This is a genomic window from Tsukamurella conjunctivitidis, from assembly GCF_007858475.1.
In the GTDB taxonomy this organism is placed as follows: domain Bacteria; phylum Actinomycetota; class Actinomycetes; order Mycobacteriales; family Mycobacteriaceae; genus Tsukamurella; species Tsukamurella conjunctivitidis.
Genome location: NZ_VIGX01000022.1, coordinates 47,076 through 66,008, shown reverse-complemented (window position 1 = coordinate 66,008; position 18,933 = coordinate 47,076). Strand labels below are relative to the sequence as shown.

Here is an 18,933-nt window from a genome sequence, read left to right as displayed (position 1 = left end):
GGGGACGGGCGGGAGGGGCGCGCGGACCTGCGCGTTCGCCCTGCCCGGCGGTGCGCCGCCCGGCAGCGCGGCCGGGCCGGGGAGCCCGGCGGCGCGCCAGTACGCGGCGTCCTCCGCGCGGTCCCGGGAGGCGAGGTAGCCGGACTCGGCGTCGAGCAGCGCCCGCAGCGGCCGGATCGGGTCCGCCGGGACGGGGCGGCCCTCCACGAGGGCGGTGTAAGTGCGGGCGATCGCAGCGCGGACGCGGGCGGCGGTGTAGCCGTCGGCCACGACGAGATCGCATTCGAGGAGCAGCCGCACCCGACGCTCGGCGGTGCGGACCAGCGCGACGCGCACCCGCGGATCCCGTGGCGGCGCGTCGAGACGGTCCTGGGCGAACCGGCGGGCGGCGCCCTCGGGGTCGTCCTCGCGCCGGAGGTCGACCTCCTCGACGCCAACCTTGGTACCGGGATCGGCGACCTGCGTGTGGGCCTTCTCGTCGACCCGGGCCAGCAGGGGTTCCGCGGCCGCGAGCACGTACGCGGCGGCGCGGCGCAGGACGGCGAGGTCGATGTACCCGTCGAGCACGATGTACTCGCTGATCGTCCACACCGGACCCGCGCCCTCGGCGGCGCGCGCGGCGAGGATGTGCTCCTGGGCCCGCGTCAGTGCCACGCCGGCGCGTGCGGCGCGCGCGGCACGCCTTCCCTTGAACCGGTTCGCCATGGTCCCCCCTCAATCAGGTTTGCGATCGCAACCTTATCGAATGGGGTCAAGCAACGTCGCCCCTATCCATCAACCGCCACCTGCCGTCGGCGAACCGCCAGGTCTCGAAGGTGCCGTCGGGGCGCACCCGGTGGTAGACGTCGGCCACGCCGTCGGCGTCGAGATCCGTGAAGACGGCGGTGCCGTCCGAGTCCGTGAGCGTGCCCGTGTCCACCAGCCCGTCACCGTCGGTGTCCAGGGCGTGCACGTCGAACCACCCGCCCTCGGCCTGCACCCAGAGCCCGCCCGGCGACGGCGCGGCGGCGGGGACGGCACCGTCGAACAGGCCCGGCCCGAAGGCGTCCGCATCCGGCGCCCCGAACAGCCCGAAATCAGGGTCCATACTCATTGGACGCACCAGCCTCCCGATCGGTTCCCGGACCGCGCGCGAGCCGCAGCGCGGCGTCGGCCTCCGCGGCGACGAGCGCGGCGGCCAGCTCGAACTCGACGCGCTGCCGGAAGCTCGCGGTGGCGGCGTCCGCCCAGCTCCGTCGATCGGTGCGGGCCGTACTCCGGCGGCGCACCCGCAGCAGCCAGATCGCCGCGGCGAGGCCCACGGCGAGGCTGATCGGCAGCGCGAGCCAGCGCAGCGCGCCCAGCGCCTCGAGCGGCGCGGCGACGGCCCGGCCGATGCCGAGCCCGGCCGAGGCGCCCAGGATCAGCACCGCCAGGTCCTCGGGCCGGCGACGGTGCGCCGGCGCCTCCGGGGGGTCGGGCCGGGGCAGCACGGGTACCGCGGGCACCGGCGGATCGGGCCAGCCGGCGAAGGCACCGCGGTACGTGGCGCACAGGTGGGCGTACAGCGACCGCTCGAGCCCGCCGGCGACCGCGGTGAGCCGGCTGCGCACGTCGTCGCCCGGCTCGTCCTCCTGGCGGCGGAAGCCCTCGGCGGATTCGGCGAGGAGCACGGCGCGCACCCGCGCGACGGTGGACCGCAGGTACGTCGAACGGTCGGCCCGCTCCAGCGCGGGGCTCGGCGGACCGGGCGGCGGTGCGCCCGCCGGCGGCGCGGGCCGCACCGGCTGCGGGTCGGCGAGCGCGGCCCGCAGCGCGTCGAAGCCGCCGCCCGAGTCCGGCTGCACGCTCACCACCTCGACGCCGAGGCGGCGCCCGGACTCCGCGAGGGTCGCCGCGGCGTCCGGGTACACGTCGGCCCCGGTGGCGGCCAGCACCGCCGGCAGGCGCGCCCGGAGACGGCCGAAGGCGACGGCGTCGACCGCGGCGGCGGGGACGCAGGCGTCGAGGACGTAGACGAGCGCGTCGTGCTCGCCCCGGTGCGCGCCCAGCGGCACCGGCACGCCGTCGGCTCCGACGGCCGCGGCGTCCCCACCGAGGCGGTCCGCGACGGCGGCTGCGCCGGCCGGGTCCTGGCCCGCCACCAACGCGGTCACGAGGCCCGTCCCAACCGGTCCAGCAGGAGGTGCTCGGCCTCGTCGCGGCGCGCGCAGTCCGTCGCGGCCGCGGCGCGCAGCGCTCCGTCGAACCGCGCCTCCCGGCGCTCCTCGAAGCCCTGCAGGGCCGTGGCCAGCGACGGCAGCAGCGCGTCGACGCCGCTCAGCTCACGCAGGCTCGCCAGCAGCACCTCGTCGGGCATCGACGGGGTCTCGCGCAGCGCGCCCAGCGCGCACGCCAGGCCGTAGCCGCCGAACCGGCGCAGCAGGGGTGCGTCCTCGCCCAACGCCTCCGCGGCGGCGAGCGCCGACTCCGGCAGTGCCAGCCCGGACGCGGCGATCCGCCGGATCACGGGGATATCGGCCGGGTCCGCGCCGTCGAGCAGCGCCACGACCGCGACCACGGGCCGGCCGAGCACCTCCCCGAGGCGCGCGGCGTAGTCGTCGGCGGCGCGCCAGGAGCCCGCGGCGTCGGCCTTCGTCCACGCGAGCACGGCCGGCCCCGCCGAGTCGGCGTCGAGCGCCTCGATCGCGGCGCGGTCGGTCGCGCGGAGGCCACCGGCGAAGCAGTAGAGCAGCGCATCGGCGTCGCCGTCGTCGACGGCCGCGACCCCGCGCGCTCGCAGCGCCGCACCGAGCGTCGCACGCCCGACTCCCTCGCGGCCCAGCAGCCGCACGCACGGCGCCCCGCGGCGCACGGACAGATCCCCCATGAGAGCCCCCGCTCCACGATCGGCGCCCCCGCGCCGATCCCTACCGGGAGGGTACGAGCGCGCCGTCGTCGTCGGTGGGCGATTGCTCCGATTGGTCCCGGCCGCCGGCCACGAAGACCGCGATGACGGCGCCGACCAGGCAGATCACGGCCGTCACGCCGAAGACCTCGCCGAACATCCGGCCGTAGGCCTCCTGGGTCTGCCGGAAGACGGCCAGCCCGGTCTCGATGAAGCTCCCCTGCGGCGCGATCGGGGGCATCGAGTCCATGATCGCGTTCAGGCGGTAGAAGCCGAAGGTGGTCAGGGCCGCCACACCGATGAGCATGCCGCTCATCCGGGCCACGACGAGCAGCGCCGAGGCGATGCCCGCCTGCGACAGCGGCACCGCGCGCAGCGCGGCCGACGAGAGCGGGCCGATCACCACGCCGAGTCCGAAGCCCGCGATCGCCAGCGAGGTGTCGAGCGCGGGGAGGAAGCCCAGGTACCGGGCGGCCAGCACGTCGGTCGGCCACTGCGCGATCAGCACGTACCCGCCCGCGGCCACGATCAGGCCCACGACCGAGACGATCCGATCGCCGAAGCGCGTGGCGAGGAAGCCGCCGAGGATCGCGCCGACCGGCAGCGCGAGCAGGAAGCGGACCAGCGTGAGCACCGCGGCGACCCCGTCGCGCTGCAGCACCATCCGCGCGTAGATCTCGATGTCGACGAGCGTCACCATCAGGGCCGCGCCCGCGCACACCGACGCGGCGCAGGCGGCGAGGAAGGGCGTCACGCGCATCCCGGCCGTCTCGATCAGCGTGACCCGTGCGAACCGCTCCCAGAGGGCGAACAGGACGAACGCGACGGCGGCGCCGAGGAGCAGCCACGCCCCGTTCGGCGGCAGGATGTGCTCGCCGTCGGGCTCGGGGTTGTAGAGGCCGATCACCGACAGGCCCAGGGCGACCGCGAGGAGCAGCCCGCCGACGACGTCGACCTTCTGCTTCGACACCGCGCGTTTCGGGACCGTCAGCTGCAACAGCACCATCGCGATGAGCGCGAGCGGGACGTTCACCCAGAAGACCACTCGCCAGGCGTCCTCGCGCGGCACGGACGAGACGTGGTTCTGCACCAGCGTGACCACCCCGACACCCACGATGGGACCGAGCACGCTGCCGAGTTCCTGCGCCGCGCCGACCCAGCCGAGGACGGCGGCCCGTCGGCGGGCGGACCACAGGTCGGCCGCCAGCGCGAGCGTCACCGGGAGCAGGGCGCCGCTCGCGACGCCCTGGACGACGCGGCCCGCGAGGACCTCCGGCACGGTGTGCGCGAGCGCCGTCAGCACGGAGCCGACGATGAACAGCGCCAGGCTGGCCTGCAGCACCAGCCGGCGCCCGAAACGGTCGGACAGGCGGCCCAGGAGCGGCATCGCCGCGATGTAGCCCAGCAGGTACCAGGTGATGATCGGGGTGGCGAGCTGGATCCGGTTGATGGGGATCTCGACGCTGCGCATGATGTCCTCGAGGACCGAGACCACCACGTAGGTGTCGAGCGCGCCGAGGAGTACGGCGAGTCCCGCGGCGCCCATGGCGACGCCGCGACCGCGCACGCGGCCCGGCGCGGACGGCGCCGCGGTGATCGTCACTTCGCGGTCTTCGGATCGAGCAGCGTGACCTTCTTGCCCCAGTCGGAGAGGGTCACCGTCAGGGTGCCCGAGTCAAAGCCGACGTTGGCGCGGACCAGGTTGTTCGGCGCGGCCTCCTGCACCCAGAAGGTGAGCGGTCGATCGCCGAGCGCGGCCTTCGGGACGATGCCCGCCAGCGCCGTGCCCGGGATGATCCCGGAGACGCGGACGGCCTCGGTGCCACCGATCTGCTCCCGGCCCTCGACCTTGGGGTCGCGGACGGAGGCGATGAGGTTCGCGATGCCCTTCTCCGGGTCGAGGATGGCCGAGGCGTCGTAGATGTCCGCGGCGAGGCCCATGTCCTGGTAGGACTGGCCGGCGCCGAACTGCGCCCACAGGTGCGCGTCGACGACCACGAACTTGGCCTTGACCTGGGTGCCGTTGAAGGTGACCTCGGCGTCGCCCTGGCCGGAGACCTTCGGCTGGTTGGTGAGGTAGGCGGAGACGCTCTTGACGGGCAGGTTCGGCACGGTGCCCTCGACCGACAGGTCCAGTTGCACGTCGTGCAGGTCGCGGGCGGCCTTCGACGAGGCGTCGATCAGGGTCTTGGCGTCGGGGAGCGGCGCGTCGTTCACCTTCTCCCCGTCGCTGCCCGAGCACGCGGCGAGGAGACCGACGACGGCGAGCAGGGCCACCACCGTGGAGGCGATGCGGAGCGCCGTGTGGCGAGAGTTACGCACGATCATGCGGCCAATGCTAAGTCACAGGCGCAAAGCTGGGACGATGGAGAGCGTGCCCCAGTCCCAGGATCCCCGCGCCGAGCACCGTCGGCTGTACCCCCGCGTGACGAGTTTCCGGTCCCGCCGCGCCTCCCTCACCCCCGCCCAGCAGCTGGCGATGGACACGGGCTGGGAGACCCTCGGCCGCGACATCCCGCCCGCCTCCCCGCTGCCCGACGGTGCGCCCGGCGGCGCCTTCCCGGCACCGTCGCACCCGCTGGACGCCGAGGCCTGGTTCGGACGGAAGGCCCCGCTCATCGTCGAGATCGGGTCCGGCACCGGCACGTCGACCTGGGCGATGGCGCAGGCCGAGCCGGAGCGCGACGTGGTGGCCGTGGAGGTCTACCTGCCCGGCATCGCCCAGCTCGTGGGCGCCGTGCAGCGCGCCGGCCTGACCAACGTGCGGGTCGTGCGGGGCGACGGGGTCGCGATGCTGGAGGACATGATCGAGCCGGGCTCGCTCACCGGCGTGCGCGTCTACTTCCCGGACCCGTGGCCGAAGGCCCGCCACCACAAGCGCCGGCTGCTGCAGCCGCGCATGTTCGCGCTGATCGCCGACCGTCTGCGTGTCGGAGGGATTCTGCACGTGGCTACGGATCATGCAGACTATGCAGAGGCGATTGCGGAGACCGCACCCTTGGAGCCGCTGCTGCGGCCCGTGGTGCTGCCCCCGCGGCTCGCCGATGCCGGGCTGCCGATCTCCGTCGACCGCCCGGTGACCAAGTTCCAGGACAAGGCCGCGCAGGTGGGCCGCGACATCCACGAGTTCGTCTGGGAACGCGTGGAGGAAGGAGAGGTGCGGTGACTCCGCTCGACGCACCCGCCGACTCGCAGCCCGACGCGGCCGCGCGTGTCCTGCTCGTCTGGGACGCGCCCAACCTCGACATGGGGTTGGGCTCGATCCTCGGCGGCCGCCCGACGGCCGCCCACCGCCCGCGGTTCGACGCCCTCGGCCGCTGGTTGCTCGAGTACACGGCGACCCTGGAATCGGACACGGACGCCCGGCTCGAACCCGAGGCCACCGTCTTCACCAACATCGCCCCCGGTACCGCCGATGTGGTCCGCCCCTGGGTCGAGGCCCTGCGCAACGTGGGCTACGCCGTCTTCGCCAAGCCCAAGGTCGACGAGGACAGCGACGTCGACGAGGACATGCTCGACCACATCGACGTCCGGCGGTACTCGCCGGGCCTCGGTGGCCTCATCGTCGCCTCCGCGGACGGCCAGGCCTTCCGGGAACCGCTGGAGGAGATCTCCGCAAGCGGTGTACCGGTAACCGTCCTCGGGTTCCGCGAGCACGCCGCCTGGGCGCTGGCGTCCCCTACTCTGGAGTTCGTCGATCTCGAAGACATCGCCGGGGTGTTCCGCGAGCCGCTGCCACGGGTGAGCCTGGATTCGCTGCCCGACGAGGGTGCGTGGCTGCAGCCGTTCCGTCCCCTGTCTTCGCTACTTTCGAGCCGGGCCTAGCCCCAGAACCGGCCACCGGAAAGGAATTCTCGCTTGTTCGCAGCGATAGGACGCTTCACGTACGCGTTCCGATACACGATCGTCGCGGTCCTCTTCGTGTCGATCGCCGTCACCGGCGCCTGGGGCTTCCTCGGCCTCGGGGCGAAGACGAAGATGAACGGCCTCTACGACGAGGCCAGCGACTCCGTGGCGGCCGCGCAGGTCACCGACAAGGCCAACGGCCGCGAGATGCAGCCCGACATCCTCGTCCTGATCAAGCCGGCGGACGGCAAGAAGATCACCGACCCGGACGTCCAGCAGGCCGTCGAGAAGACGCGCCAGGACGTGCTGGCGAAGTACGCGACGGGCCCCGATTCCAAGCTGAACCCGAGCAACGAGAAGGACCCGCAGGAGAGCTCGCTCAGCTACACGATGTTCGCCCCCGGAGCCCCGCAGGCCTCGGAACCGCTCTTCGAGAAGTTCACCCGCACCGACGCCGACGGCGGCACCTGGGGGTTCTTCACGCTGCCCATGCGCTCGGCGGACGACACGCAGCGCGGCAAGGACTGGGTGGAGATCCAGCAGCCGCTCATGGACATCCTCCGGGCGGACGCGAACAAGCCCGTCTTCCACGCCCAGGTGGCCGGGCTCGTCCCCGTGACCTCCGAGGTCACCGAGGGCGTGCAGAAGGACCAGAAGAAGGCCGAGATCATCGCGCTGCCGCTGGTCGCGATCGTGCTCTTCTTCGTCTACGGCGGCATCGTCGCCGCGGTACTGCCGATGATCATCGGCGTCCTGACGATCGGCGCGTCGATGGCGATCGCCTCGGTGATGGCCGACTTCACGGACGTCAACCTGTTCGTCGGCCCGATCATCTCGCTGATCGGCCTGGGCATCGCCCACGACTACGGCCTGTTCATGGTGTCCAGATTCCGAGAGGAACTGGACGAGGGCTACGACACACCGACGGCGGTCAAACGCACGGTCATGACGGCGGGCAGAACGGTCATCATGTCCTCGTTGCTCATCGTCGCGGCCCTCGCGTGCCTCTACATCTCGCCGCTCGGCCTGCTCACCTCGATGGCGACGGGCGCGCTGCTCGGCGTCTTCATCGCCGCGCTGCTCTCGCTGATCCTGCTCCCCGCGATGCTCGCGGTGCTGGGGCCGCGGGTCTTCGCGCTGAGCTTCCACTGGTTCCTCACCATCTTCGATTCGTGGAAGCTCCCGCTCATCGGCGGCGTCATCCACTGGGCCGCAGAGAAGACGGGCCGCGCGAAGACGAAGGCCAACATCGAGGCCGGCATGTGGGGCAAGGTGACCGATGCGGTCATGAAGCGCCCGAAGACCGCCATCGTCGGCGTCGTCACGCTGCTCCTCGCGATCTGCATCCCGATCGTCGGCCTGCAGTTCGGCGGCATCTCGCAGACCTATCTGCCGCCGACCAACGAGACCCGCCAGGCACAGGACAAGTTCCAGGAGCTCTTCCCGGACAACACCGGGCAGCCGGTGAAGATCGTCTTCACCAACGCGAGCGATGCCCAGATCAAGCAGGTGCTCGACGAGGCGAACAAGATCCCCGGCTTCACACACTCGAACCCCGCGGACCCGAACTCCGCCCGGTTCAGCCCGGCGACCGCGGCCGTCGACACCGCCAAGGGCACCTCGGACAAGCTCGAGGTCCGCGGGCAGCAGGTGTCGGTCCGCACGTCGAACGGCAGCATGCAGGACCCCAACGACACCGAGGCCGTGGGCGAGGCCGTGACGGCGCTCCGCGGCATCAAGATGGACGGCGCCGACGCCAGCAAGGGCATCGGCTTCCTGGTGGGCGGCATGCCGGTGCTGCAGCAGGACTCGATCGATTCGATGCTCGGCCTGCTCCCGCTGCTCATGGTGCTCCTCGTGGTGGTCACCACGATCGCGATGTTCCTGGCCTTCGGCTCGTTGACGCTGCCGCTCAAGGCCGTGCTCATGTCGCTGCTGTCCCTGGGCTCGACGCTGGGCTTCCTGACCTGGATGTTCGTCGACGGCCACGGCGGCGACCTGTTCAACTTCACCGGCGGCCCGATGATGGCGCCCGTCCTGGTGCTGGTGATCGCGGTGGTCTTCGGCCTCAGTACGGACTACGAGGTCTTCGTGATCTCCCGCATGATCGAGGAACGCGCGGGCGGCGCGACGACGAATCAGGCGATCCGCGCCGGTACGGCCAACACCGGCCGGATCATCACCGCGGCGGCCGTGCTGCTCGCGTGCGTCGCGGCGGCCTTCGCGACCTCCGACCTGGTGATGCTGAAGTACGTCTCCTTCGGCCTGATGTTCGCGCTGCTCATCGACGCGACCGTGGTCCGCATGGTGCTCGTGCCCGCGGTGATGAAGCTGCTCGGCGACGACTCCTGGTGGGCGCCGACCTGGATGCGCAAGATCCAGGAGGCCGTCGGCCTCGGCGAGACCTCGCTGCCGGCCGAGACCCGCGACGGCCGCCCGCTGTCGTCGGTCAAGCCCGCGACCGCGGCACCGGGTAAGGCCGCCCCCGAGCTCGTCGGGGCGGGGGCGCCGGCGTCCGCCGCGCGCGCGACCTCGGCGCCGGAGGACGGCCGGCTGCACCCGCCGGCGAACCTGCCCGACGTGCGTCCGGCCCGCCCGACCCCGGTCGGTCCCGGTCCGCGCCGCCCCGGCCCGCCGCCCGGCTTCTCGGGCCGGCTGGAGCTGCCGCCGCGCCCGTCGGCGCCCGTGCAGCGCCCGCCGCAGGATCCCCGCAGCTACCAGCAGCCCGTTCCGGGCCGCGGGCCGCAGCAGGGCCCGGGACAGGCTCCCGGCCAGCCCTCGCGGCACCGTCAGGGCCCGCCTCCCGGCCCGCAGGGCCCCGGCGGCCCACAGGGTCCCGGTGCGCCGCGGCCGAGCGGGCAGATGCCCCGCCCGAGCGGACAGATGCCCCGCCCGGGGGGACCGCAGGGTCCCCAGGGCGGACCGCAGGGCCCGCGCCAGCCCTATCCGCCGCGCCCGCAGGGGCCGGGTGGGCCGCAGGGCCCGCGCCCGCAGGGCCCGACCGGTGAGGGGCCGCGCCCCCAGCAGCGTCCCCCGCACCAGGACTGATCACCGACGAGCGAGCCCCGATCCACTCCGGATCGGGGCTCGCTTCGTCGTGCGGGTCGGGATCGCCGCGCGGTAGCCGGCGCGGGCCCCGGGTCAGGCCTTGGTGTCCTTCTTCGGGGCCGACGGTGCCGGCTTCGGCGCGGCGGCCTTCGTCGTCTCGGGCTTCGGCACGGGCTTCGGGGCGGGCGTCTTCGCCGCGGCGGGTCCCGGCCCCGCGGCGGTGGACCCCGCCTTCGGCCCCACGCTCGTCGGTGGCGCGCTCGTCGGCACCGGCGTGGCACCGGCCTTCGGCGCGGCAGGGGCCGTCACGCCCTTCACGGCCGCGACGTCGGCGGTGACGTTCGCCGCGGTGGCCTTCACGTCGGAGTCGAGCTTCGACCCCGCCGACTTCAGGTTGGACAGGCCCTCGGCGACCTCCTCCCCCGCGGACTTCACGTCGCCGACGTCGGTGGCGATCCGGGTCTTCTCGTCCGCGGCGCGGTCGGCCGCGCCCCGCGCGCGAGTCAGCCCGCCGACGATCTCGCTGATCTTCTTCACTACGGCCTTGCCCTGCTCGATCGCGCTCATGACCACACCTCCGGGAGATTGTTGGATTGCAACCTTCTCACGGCGGAGGGTGCGCTGCCACCGTTCTCATCACGGTGGCCGCGTCGACGGCGATCCGGCCACCGGAACGACGAAATCCGGCCCGCCGAGCCGCTGTGCGTGCTCGGGGACCGGATCCGGTCGTCGTGACGGGGGTGCCGTCAGCCCCGGTCGGGTTCCGGCGAGTCGGGCGCCGCGGCGGGGGACCCGGTCACCGGGGAGGTCGTCTCCGCCGCCTCGGCCCGTTCCTGCGGGGCCTGCCGCTCCTGCGGGCCGGCCTGCCGGGCTTCGTCGGCGGCGGCGGCCTTGGCGGCCTGCCGCATCTCGAGCGCGTCGCTCACGGCGTCGCCGATCTCCCGCGCGACATCGGCGACCGCGGTCGTGATGATGGTCGCGATCCGACCGACGCGGATGGAGGTCGACTCGATCGCGTCCTGCGCCGCGTCCTTACGCCGCTCGAGCTTGCCCACGTACGCCTCCTCCTGGTGCGATCCGGTGCGTCCGGCCTAGACCGACACCATCTCACGCTCGGCGGCGCGCTGCCAGCCCGCCTTGGCGAGGGCCTTCGATGCGGCGTCCTGGTGCCGGGCGCGCTCGATCGTCACCGCCAGGTCGGGTTCCTGCTTGGTCCAGCGGTTCGGCAGCGAGAGCTTGGCGATCTTCTTCCACGTCGACCCGAGCTGGCCGCGCAGCGAGCCCGTGTTGTAGGGCAGGCCGAACTCCTCGCACGTCGCGCGGACCTCGGCGGCGATCTCCGGGTAGCGGTTCGCGGGGATGTCGGGGAACAGGTGGTGCTCGATCTGGAAGCTCAGGTTGCCGCTCATGATGTGGAACAGGCGGCCGCCGTCGATGTTGGCCGATCCCAGCATCTGGCGGACGTACCACTCGCCGCGGGTCTCGTCGGCCGTCTCCTCCTTGGTGAAGGTCTGCACGCCCGACGGGAAGTGGCCGCAGAAGATGATGGAGAAGGTCCACAGGTTGCGGATCAGGTTCGCGGACATGTTGCCCAGGAAGGTCAGCGGGAACAGCGGCCCGGTGAGCGCCGGGAAGATGACGTAGTCCTTGAGCACCTGCTTGCCGGCCTTCCGGCGCATGCCGGCGACGAGCTCCTTGATGTCGCCCCATTTGCGCTCGCCCTTGACGATCCGCTCGGCCTCGAGGTCGTGCAGCATGACGCCCCACTGGAAGAGCACCATGAGCGCGCTCGCGTAGGCGAGGTTGCCGAGGTAGTAGGGGTGCCACTTCTGCTCGGGCGCCATGCGCAGGATGCCGTAGCCGATGTCGCGGTCCATGTCGAGGACGTTGGTGAACGTGTGGTGCAGGTAGTTGTGGCTGTGCTTCCACTGGTCGGCGGGGCACACGGTGTCCCACTCGAACTCGCGGGAGTTCAGGCCCGGCTCACGCATCCAGTCGTACTGGCCGTGCATGACGTTGTGGCCGATCTCCATGTTGTCGAGGATCTTCGAGACGCCGAGCGAGCCGACGGCGACCGGCCACAGCGGCGGCAGGTACATCATGGCGCGGCCGGCGATCTCGAAACCGCGCTGCGCGCGCACGATCTTGTAGATGTACTCGCGGTCCTTCTCGCCGAGATCGTTCAGGATGCGGGTGCGGATGGCGTCGAAGCGCTCGCCGATGGCCTCGACCTGCTCGGCGGTGAGGGTGATCTGTTCGGTCATGATGTCTCCCCTGGTTGTGTGGTCGTGGTGGCTAGAGCGCGATCTCGACGTCGCCGACGGGCGCGCTCACGCAGAGCTGGATGTGCTGGTCGGGCTCGTCGTCGGACTCGCCCGTGAGGATGTTGGTGGTGCAGCCGGACTTGCGGACGGCGGTGCAGGAGAAGCAGATGCCCATGCGGCAGCCGCTCTCGGGGAACAGGCCCGACGACTCGGCCTGGTCGAGAATGCTGCGGCCGTCGTTGTCGACGGCGGTGCCGGCCTCGGTGAAGCGCAGGGTGCCGGTCGCCTCGCCCGACGGTGCCGCCGCGACCGGCGGGGTGAACTCCTCGACGCGGAGCTCGACGCCGGCGTCGGAGTACAGCTGTTTCGCGGTCTCGAGCAACGGGGCCGGGCCGCAGGCGAAGCCGATGTCGCCGAGGTCCTCCAGATGCTCGGGGCCGAGGTGGCGGCCGCCCGCGCGGGTGTACACGTAGGTGACCGAGACGTTCCGCACACGGGCGAGACGCTCGAGCTCCTCGCGGTACGGGTTGTCGGCGGAGTCGCGGCAGAAGTGCAGTACGTCGATCGTGCCCTCGTGCTGCTCGTCCACGAGCGTGCGCACGATCGAGAGTACGGGTGTGATGCCACTGCCGCCGCTGATGAGGCGGATCCGCTCGGGGCGGTCCCCGGGCGTTCCGGGCAGCGTGAAGGTGCCTGCGGCGGGCGTGAGACCCAGCACGTCGCCGACCGCGAGGTTCTCGCGCAGGTGCTTGCTGACGTGGCCCTCGGCGTCCGCGGTCACGGTGAACTCGAGGTCGCCGCTCTGGTGGTGCGAGCCGGCGGGCGAGAAGCAGCGGGTCTGGCGGACACCGTCGATCACGGTGCTGACCTGGATGAACTGTCCGGCCTCGAAGCCCTCGAACTGTCGGGTGGGGGTCACGGTGAACGTCACGGTGCGATCGGTACGGCGGCTGACCGCGGTGACGCGACCGCGGATCTCCGTCCACGTGACCATCGGATCGACGAGCTCGAGGTAGCGGTCCACGGCGTGTGGGGTCAGCACCGCCTCGATGACGGATCCGGCGAATCGGGTGAAGCGGCTCATGGCTGTGTATCTCCGTTCAGTGCACGCTTGTACACTCACAGTATGCACGCAATCAGCAGCCCGCCGTCAAGGACGTGTTCCGTGACCTCGGACACAACCTCGGCGCGGCCCATCCCGAAACGCAGGGGCGATAGACTTGCGGACATGCCCAGACCGACCCCGCGCGCCGTCGAACGGCACACGCCGGGTCCGTCGCGGGCGGAGGCCAAGGAGCGCACGCGGCAGACCCTGCTCGACGAGGCGCTGGCCCTGGCCGGTGAACGCTCGTTCGCGAGCCTGTCGCTCCGCGAGGTCGCCAAGGCCGCCGGCGTCGTGCCCACCGCCTTCTACCGCCACTTCGCGTCGATGGACGACCTCGGCGTCACGCTCGTCGAGGACGCGATGCGTGTGCTGCGCCGCATGCTCCGCGAGGGCCGGCGCGAGGGCGTGGCCCCCAGCGGCGCCGAGGCGATCCGCATCGTCGCCAGACAGGCCCGCGCCAACGATGCCGAGTTCCAGTTCCTGGTGCGCGAGCGCTACGGCGGATCCCCCGAGCTGCAGCGCGCGATCGACGTGGAACTGCGGCTGTTCGCCAAGGAGCTCACCCACGACCTCTCGCGCATCCCGCCGCTCTCCGACTGGAGCGTCGAGGACCTCGACATGGTCGCCGATCTCTACGTCACGATCATGCTGGGCTTCGTCGCCGAGCTCGTGCGCATCGACGCCCGCAACACCCGTGACGAGGACGAGCTGATCGACCGCACCACCCGGCAGCTCGCCGTCGTCGCGCTGGGCCTGGCGTCGTACAAACCCCGCGAGCGCTAGTCGCGGGCCAGCGGCTGTCCGCGGTCAGCGGGCCGCGGCGCACCGGCGCTACTGAACGCGCATTTCACCCGGCCGCCACCCGACGATCATCTACTTCGGCTAACTTTCCGCTTATGCGCACCACAACCCGCCTCGCGGGCTCGGTCGTCGTGGCGCTCGGCGTCACCGTCGCGACCGTCTCCCCCGCCTCCGCCGCCCTGCCCACCTGCGCGCTGTCGTCCCTGCCCGCCGAGGCCACCGACACCGCGAACCTCATCCACCAGGGCGGGCCGTTCCCGTACCCCCGCAACGACGGGGTGGTCTTCCAGAATCGCGAGGGCATCCTCCCCGCGAAGGCCTCCGGCTACTACCACGAGTACACCGTGATCACGCCCGGCTCCTCGACCCGCGGCGCGCGCCGGATCGTGACCGGCGGCACCCCGCTCACCTCGCCGCCGAACTGGTACTACACCGGCGACCACTACGCCTCCTTCTGCATCGTGACGGGAGCCTGAGACGTGAAGACCTACATCGTGGACGGCCGCCGCGTGGCCGACGTCGAGGACTTCTACACCGAGCTCGGCCGCGCCGTGAACGGGCCCGACGGCTATTTCGGCAGCAATCTCGACGCGCTCGTCGACTGCCTGCGCGGCGGTTTCGGCACGCCCGAGGACGAGCCCTTCGGCTTCCGCATCACGCACGCCGACGATGTGCGCAGCGCGCTCGGCGCGAAGCTGTACGCCGAGGTGGTCGACGTCTTCTCCACCTCGGGCGTCCCGCTCACCACCTCGTCGTCCCCCGCGTAGCGCCGGCACGGGCTTGGCGCGCCGGGTATCCGGTGAAGCGCCCGCGGCCCGGCCGACGGTGCGGAACGATCGACGGATGACCTCTGCACAGACGCGCGGCGAGCACGACCTGCTCGGCGACATCGACGTTCCCGCCGACGCCTACTACGGTGCGCACACCGCGCGCGCCCTGCTGAACTTCCCGATCACGGGCGTGCCGATCGCGATCCACACCCATCTGGTGAACGCTCTGGCCGCGGTCAAACAGGCCGCGGCGTCGGCGAACCGGCAGCTCGGGCTACTCGACGAGGAGCGCTCGACGGCGATCGTCGCGGCGTGCGAGCGGATCCGCGGCGGCGGGCTGCACGAGTGGTTCGTCGTGGACACCATCGCGGGCGGCGCGGGCACGTCGACCAACATGAACGCCAACGAGGTGATCGCCAACGCCGCCCTCGAGCACCTCGGCCGGCCGAAGGGCGACTACGCGGCGCTGCACCCGCTCGACCACGTGAACCTGGGCCAGAGCACCAACGACGTCTACCCCACCGCGATCAAGATCGCCCTGATCACACAGCTGCGCGAGTTGCAGGAGGCGCTCACCGAACTGCGCGGCGCCTTCGCCGCGAAGTCGGAGGAGTTCGCAGGCATCGTGAAGATGGGCCGCACCCAGTTGCAGGACGCCGTCCCCATGACGCTGGGCCAGGAGTTCGGCGCCTTCGCCACGACGCTCGGCGAGGACATCGTCCGGCTGCAGGAGGCCACGCGCCTGCTGCACGAGCTCAACATCGGTGGCACCGCCATCGGCACCGCGCTCAACGCCCACCCGGGTTACCGCGGCAAGGTGATCGAGCGGCTGCGCGAGGTCACCGGCATCCACGAACTGGTGGGTGCGACGGACCTCATCGAGGCCACCGCCGATGTGGGCGTCTTCGTCCAGCTCTCCGGCGTGCTCAAGCGGATCGCGGTGAAGCTCTCGAAGACCTGCAACGACCTGCGGCTGCTGTCGTCCGGGCCGCGCGCGGGTCTCGCCGAGATCCACCTCCCCGCGGTCCAGGCGGGATCGTCGATCATGCCGGGCAAGGTCAATCCCGTGATCCCCGAGGTGGTCAACCAGATCGCCTACGAGGTGATCGGCCACGACGTCACGATCACCATGGCCGCGGAGGGAGGCCAGTTGCAGCTCAACGCTTTCGAGCCGATCATCGCCCGGTCGCTGGTCGAGTCGATCACCCACCTCACGCGGGGCGCCCGCGTGCTCGGCGAGCGCTGCGTCGCCGGGATCACCGCGAACCGGGACCGCCTGGAGCAGATGGTCGCCGAGTCCATCGGCGTCGTCACGGCGCTGAGCCCGACGATCGGCTACGCGGCCGCGACCTCCGTCGCCGCCGAGGCGCTGGAGTCCGGTCGGGGCGTCGTCGAGATCGTCCGCGAGCGCGGCCTGCTCGACGAGGACGTGCTCGCCTCCCTCCTCAGTCCCGAGTACCTCACCGGCCACCCGCCGCACGCCCTGCAGCCCCGGCCCGACGACGCTCCGGCCGGATAGCCGACCATCGCCGGAGCCCGTTCCGAGCGACCTCGTCCGGCGGTCACCGGTCGTCCGCGCATTCACGAGATCTTCACATTCGCAGAAACACCCAGCGTATGCAGTTGCGAACGGAATACCGTACTGGGTAAGGCCGTTGCGGCCGGCTGCAACGGCACGGAGCACGTGCGACGGTTCTCGTATGACGAAGCTCGCCCTCTCCCCGTCATCGCCGTGGCGGTCCGCGGCCGCGATCTCGGGGGTGGCGGCCGCGGCGCTCCTGCTGGCCGGCTGCGGCGCCTCCACATCGACGGCCGCACCCACGCCGGCGCAGTCCTCCCCATCGCAGCCCGCACCGCCCTCGACCGCCCCCGTCCCCTCCGCGACCATCGCACCGGAGAACGCCGGAGACCACGGGGAGGAGGCTGCGGGCGGAGTGCGCATCCCCATCGGTGAGTCCCGGTTGATTCCCGCGATCGCCGACGCCGTGATCGACATCAAGGTCGTCGCTCGCTCCACGAAGCAGGCCGAGACCGACCTGCGGTGCACCGCGACCGACGCCACGGGAAAGCAGCTTCCGCTCAGACCCGGCCCCGCGAACGAGAAGCCCGAAACGGCCGCCGGCGGCGCGGAGTGGTTGACGTTCCGCACCTTCACCCCGACCGCTGGCGCTACCCGCGTGGAATGCACGAGCGCCGGAGCGGGGTTCGGTGACGCCGACTTCGTCCGTGCGGTGCCGCGCGGAGTCACCCCGTGACCCGGGCGCCGAAGAACGGAGAGGAGTTCCCGTGACCGCCACCACGCCACCGCACACCGCCGCGCGACAACCGCGCGCCGGCTCCTTCGACGCCACGTCGGTGGGGCTGTTGCTGTTCCGCCTGTTCGTCGGCTTCTTCCTGATGATGCACGGCGCGCAGAAGCTCTTCGGCTGGTTCAACGGTCCCGGCCTCGATGCGACCGCACGTGGATTCGGGAACCTCGGTCTCTCGATGCCCACCGCCTTCGCCTGGTACTCGGGGATCGCCGAATTCGGCGGCGGCATCCTGGTGATGGCGGGCCTGTTCACCTCCGCCGCGGCCGCTGTCCTCACCGCCACGATGGCGGGTGCGGCCTGGGCGATGGCGTCCAACAACGACTTCCGGTTCTTCAACACCGAAGGCGGGTACGAGTTCCCGCTCTTCATGGGGCTGATGACCTTCGCGCTCACCGTCGCGGGTCCGGGCGCCTACTCGCCCGACCGCGGACGGTGGTGGGACCGACCGAGCGCCCGGGCGGCGGCGGCCGCGGTCGCCGTGGCCGGCTCCGCTCTCGCACTGATCATCAGCTGACCTCCTCAACCGACCGCGAGTCCGCCGGTCCACCGGCCTCGTCGGCTCCGGGGGAGGGCCCCGTTCACCGTGCTATTTTCTCACGGTAGAGCGACCACCGCCGGCACCGGAGGACGAGAACAGTGACTGACGAGGCGTTCGAGAGCCTCCTGTCGACGATGGCGGAGATGTCCCGCAACATCGCGCAGACGAGTTCTCTCGACAGCACACTCGAGAGTGTCACCTCCGCGTGCGTCCAGCTGATCCCCGATGTGGCGGGCGCCTCGATCCTGATCGTCGAGGGACCGGAGAAGTACGGCTCCCTCGCCCCCACCTCGGAACTGACGGAGAGGCTCGACGCGCTGCAGCACCACTTCCAGCAGGGCCCCTGCTGGGACGCGGCGACCACCAACCCCGCGACCCGCGCTCCCGACCTTCGGGCCGACGAGCGCTGGCCCGACTTCGCCCCCGCCGCAGTAGAAGCGGGGATCGTCAGCATGCTCTCCTTCCGGCTGTTCACCTTCGATTCCCGGGTCGGCGCGTTGAACCTGTTCTCGGCCAAGGTCGACGCGTTCAGCGACGAGTCGGAGACCGTCGGCGGCGTGTTGGCGACGCAGGCCGCGACCGCGCTCATCGCCAACGATCGTGCGTTGCAGTTCCGTTCCGCCCTGGCCAGCCGTGACGTCATCGGACAGGCCAAGGGAATGCTCATGGAGCGGTTCGACGTGGATGCGGTGCGTGCCTTCGAGTTGCTGGCCCGGGTATCCAGCGACAGCAACGTTCCGCTGGCCGAGATCGCGGAGCGCGTGGTGGAGAAGGGTTCCGCGAGCCGCGATCCCGCGTGATCCGGCGACGCCGTCCGCTGCGCATCGGAACGCTTCTCCCCGCGAAGGCCACGTGCTAGTGTTCCGCCCGTACCGAAGCGATGATCGCTTCGAGTGCATTCCGCATTGAGACCACGGTGCGACCGCTCAACCGACCGGCGTTTCACGCCCGTCGGTACGGACGCGCGCCGTCGGTACTTCCCCCGCAGAGCATCACGGATCACCGGTCTCCGTGCGCGTTCTCCGACTGAGTGGCCTCGCCGAGGTGTGCCCAGCAAGAAGGAGAAGACAGATGCAGCTCTCAACAACGGTGGTCGAGGCGAGCCTCGGATTCGACGGCATCGGCTGGATCGCATGGATCATCATCGGCGGCATCGCGGGGTGGCTCGCGAGCAAGATCATGGGAACCGATGCGCAGCAGGGCCTGTTCCTCAACGTCGCGGTCGGTGTCATCGGCGGGGTCGTCGGCGGCATCATCCTCCGGGTCCTCGGTGTCTCCACCGCCGGCGCCGGATGGATCCTCACGCTGCTCACCGCCCTCGCGGGAGCGTGCCTCCTGCTGTTCGTCGTGGGCCTGGTGACCGGACGACGTGGCTGAGGGGCG

The 18,933-nt window shown here is 71.6% G+C and carries 21 protein-coding genes; 11 read left to right on the top strand and 10 right to left on the bottom strand.

Annotation, left to right across the window (positions count from 1 at the left end):
- The 6 genes from FK530_RS21950 to FK530_RS21925 form a co-directional block, all read right to left on the bottom strand.
- Positions 1-705: condensation domain-containing protein (locus FK530_RS21950; protein ID WP_146489100.1), on the bottom strand; the 705-nt coding region annotated here is incomplete at its 3' end.
- A gap of 46 nt (positions 706-751) precedes the next feature.
- On the bottom strand, positions 752-1,093 hold the full coding sequence (locus FK530_RS21945) for a DUF6802 family protein (RefSeq protein ID WP_146489099.1): 342 nt from the start codon (positions 1,091-1,093) through the stop codon (positions 752-754).
- The gene (locus FK530_RS21940) at positions 1,077-2,135 is read right to left on the bottom strand and encodes a hypothetical protein (protein ID WP_146489098.1); all 1,059 of its coding nucleotides are present in this window, start codon (positions 2,133-2,135) and stop codon (positions 1,077-1,079) included. The genes FK530_RS21945 and FK530_RS21940 overlap by 17 nt, the downstream gene beginning before the upstream one ends.
- A complete protein-coding gene (locus FK530_RS21935; protein ID WP_146489097.1) occupies positions 2,132-2,848 on the bottom strand; it encodes a hypothetical protein in 717 nt (238 codons plus the stop codon). The genes FK530_RS21940 and FK530_RS21935 overlap by 4 nt, the downstream gene beginning before the upstream one ends.
- A 40-nt stretch (positions 2,849-2,888) precedes the next feature.
- Positions 2,889-4,469, bottom strand: a complete 1,581-nt coding sequence (locus FK530_RS21930; protein WP_410468467.1) for an MFS transporter — start codon at positions 4,467-4,469, stop codon at positions 2,889-2,891.
- Positions 4,466-5,194: an LppX_LprAFG lipoprotein gene (locus FK530_RS21925; RefSeq protein ID WP_146489096.1), complete on the bottom strand. Its 729-nt coding sequence runs from the start codon at positions 5,192-5,194 to the stop codon at positions 4,466-4,468. Before FK530_RS21925 ends, FK530_RS21930 begins: the two co-directional genes overlap by 4 nt.
- A 37-nt stretch (positions 5,195-5,231) precedes the next feature.
- Here FK530_RS21925 and trmB point away from each other — a divergent pair, with 37 nt between their 5' ends.
- The 3 genes from trmB to FK530_RS26915 are packed head-to-tail and all read left to right on the top strand — an operon-like array spanning position 5,232 to position 9,760.
- Positions 5,232-6,032 (top strand): tRNA (guanosine(46)-N7)-methyltransferase TrmB, encoded by an 801-nt coding sequence (gene trmB / locus FK530_RS21920; protein ID WP_146489095.1) that lies wholly within the window; start codon positions 5,232-5,234, stop codon positions 6,030-6,032.
- Positions 6,029-6,691, top strand: a complete 663-nt coding sequence (locus tag FK530_RS21915; RefSeq protein WP_146489094.1) for an NYN domain-containing protein — start codon at positions 6,029-6,031, stop codon at positions 6,689-6,691. The genes trmB and FK530_RS21915 overlap by 4 nt, the downstream gene beginning before the upstream one ends.
- A gap of 33 nt (positions 6,692-6,724) precedes the next feature.
- Positions 6,725-9,760 (top strand): MMPL family transporter, encoded by a 3,036-nt coding sequence (locus FK530_RS26915; protein WP_146489093.1) that lies wholly within the window; start codon positions 6,725-6,727, stop codon positions 9,758-9,760.
- A gap of 93 nt (positions 9,761-9,853) precedes the next feature.
- On the opposite strand, the gene FK530_RS21905 is transcribed toward FK530_RS26915, so the two are convergent.
- The 4 genes from FK530_RS21905 to FK530_RS21890 all read right to left on the bottom strand — a co-directional run bounded on the left by FK530_RS21905 (position 9,854) and on the right by FK530_RS21890 (position 13,108).
- Positions 9,854-10,327 (bottom strand): hypothetical protein, encoded by a 474-nt coding sequence (locus FK530_RS21905; protein ID WP_146489092.1) that lies wholly within the window; start codon positions 10,325-10,327, stop codon positions 9,854-9,856.
- Positions 10,328-10,506: 179 nt separating this feature from the next.
- Entirely contained in the window at positions 10,507-10,815 is a 309-nt protein-coding gene (locus tag FK530_RS26775) for a hypothetical protein (RefSeq protein ID WP_231706749.1), read from the bottom strand.
- Positions 10,816-10,851: 36 nt separating this feature from the next.
- Entirely contained in the window at positions 10,852-12,024 is a 1,173-nt protein-coding gene (locus FK530_RS21895) for a fatty acid desaturase family protein (RefSeq protein ID WP_146489091.1), read from the bottom strand.
- 31 nt (positions 12,025-12,055) lie between these two features.
- Positions 12,056-13,108 carry a flavin reductase family protein gene (locus tag FK530_RS21890; protein WP_146489090.1) on the bottom strand — a complete coding sequence of 351 codons (1,053 nt, stop codon included), beginning with the start codon at positions 13,106-13,108 and terminating at the stop codon, positions 12,056-12,058.
- A gap of 144 nt (positions 13,109-13,252) precedes the next feature.
- On the opposite strand from FK530_RS21890, the gene FK530_RS21885 reads away from it, so the two are divergent.
- The 8 genes from FK530_RS21885 (at position 13,253) to FK530_RS21850 (ending at position 18,927) form a co-directional block, all read left to right on the top strand.
- A complete protein-coding gene (locus FK530_RS21885) occupies positions 13,253-13,912 on the top strand; it encodes a TetR family transcriptional regulator (protein ID WP_146489089.1) in 660 nt (219 codons plus the stop codon).
- A 113-nt stretch (positions 13,913-14,025) separates the two neighbouring features.
- Complete coding sequence (locus FK530_RS21880) at positions 14,026-14,406, top strand: guanyl-specific ribonuclease (RefSeq protein ID WP_146489088.1); 381 nt, start codon at positions 14,026-14,028, stop codon at positions 14,404-14,406.
- Positions 14,407-14,409: 3 nt separating this feature from the next.
- Positions 14,410-14,697, top strand: coding sequence for a barstar family protein (locus FK530_RS21875; protein ID WP_146489087.1), 288 nt, complete (start codon positions 14,410-14,412; stop codon positions 14,695-14,697).
- A 76-nt stretch (positions 14,698-14,773) separates the two neighbouring features.
- Entirely contained in the window at positions 14,774-16,219 is a 1,446-nt protein-coding gene (locus tag FK530_RS21870) for an aspartate ammonia-lyase (RefSeq protein WP_146489086.1), read from the top strand.
- Between the two features lie 181 nt (positions 16,220-16,400).
- Positions 16,401-16,955, top strand: a complete 555-nt coding sequence (locus FK530_RS21865) for a hypothetical protein (protein ID WP_146489085.1) — start codon at positions 16,401-16,403, stop codon at positions 16,953-16,955.
- A gap of 31 nt (positions 16,956-16,986) precedes the next feature.
- The gene (locus FK530_RS21860; protein ID WP_146489084.1) at positions 16,987-17,526 is read left to right on the top strand and encodes a DoxX family protein; all 540 of its coding nucleotides are present in this window, start codon (positions 16,987-16,989) and stop codon (positions 17,524-17,526) included.
- A gap of 122 nt (positions 17,527-17,648) precedes the next feature.
- A complete protein-coding gene (locus FK530_RS21855) occupies positions 17,649-18,350 on the top strand; it encodes a GAF and ANTAR domain-containing protein (RefSeq protein WP_231706748.1) in 702 nt (233 codons plus the stop codon).
- Between the two features lie 271 nt (positions 18,351-18,621).
- A complete protein-coding gene (locus tag FK530_RS21850; RefSeq protein ID WP_146489083.1) occupies positions 18,622-18,927 on the top strand; it encodes a GlsB/YeaQ/YmgE family stress response membrane protein in 306 nt (101 codons plus the stop codon).
- The last annotated feature ends 6 nt before the right edge of the window (positions 18,928-18,933 follow it).

Coding starts and splice junctions, on each gene's coding strand:
- FK530_RS21885 (WP_146489089.1), top strand. CDS start 13,253: ATGCCCAGACCGACCCCGCGCGCCGTCGAACGGCACACGCCGGGTCCG.
- FK530_RS21905 (WP_146489092.1), bottom strand. CDS start 10,327: ATGAGCGCGATCGAGCAGGGCAAGGCCGTAGTGAAGAAGATCAGCGAG.
- FK530_RS21865 (WP_146489085.1), top strand. CDS start 16,401: ATGACGAAGCTCGCCCTCTCCCCGTCATCGCCGTGGCGGTCCGCGGCC.
- trmB (WP_146489095.1), top strand. CDS start 5,232: ATGGAGAGCGTGCCCCAGTCCCAGGATCCCCGCGCCGAGCACCGTCGG.
- FK530_RS21895 (WP_146489091.1), bottom strand. CDS start 12,024: ATGACCGAACAGATCACCCTCACCGCCGAGCAGGTCGAGGCCATCGGC.
- FK530_RS21870 (WP_146489086.1), top strand. CDS start 14,774: ATGACCTCTGCACAGACGCGCGGCGAGCACGACCTGCTCGGCGACATC.
- FK530_RS21880 (WP_146489088.1), top strand. CDS start 14,026: ATGCGCACCACAACCCGCCTCGCGGGCTCGGTCGTCGTGGCGCTCGGC.
- FK530_RS21890 (WP_146489090.1), bottom strand. CDS start 13,108: ATGAGCCGCTTCACCCGATTCGCCGGATCCGTCATCGAGGCGGTGCTG.
- FK530_RS21935 (WP_146489097.1), bottom strand. CDS start 2,848: ATGGGGGATCTGTCCGTGCGCCGCGGGGCGCCGTGCGTGCGGCTGCTG.
- FK530_RS21945 (WP_146489099.1), bottom strand. CDS start 1,093: ATGAGTATGGACCCTGATTTCGGGCTGTTCGGGGCGCCGGATGCGGAC.
- FK530_RS21850 (WP_146489083.1), top strand. CDS start 18,622: ATGCAGCTCTCAACAACGGTGGTCGAGGCGAGCCTCGGATTCGACGGC.
- FK530_RS21925 (WP_146489096.1), bottom strand. CDS start 5,194: ATGATCGTGCGTAACTCTCGCCACACGGCGCTCCGCATCGCCTCCACG.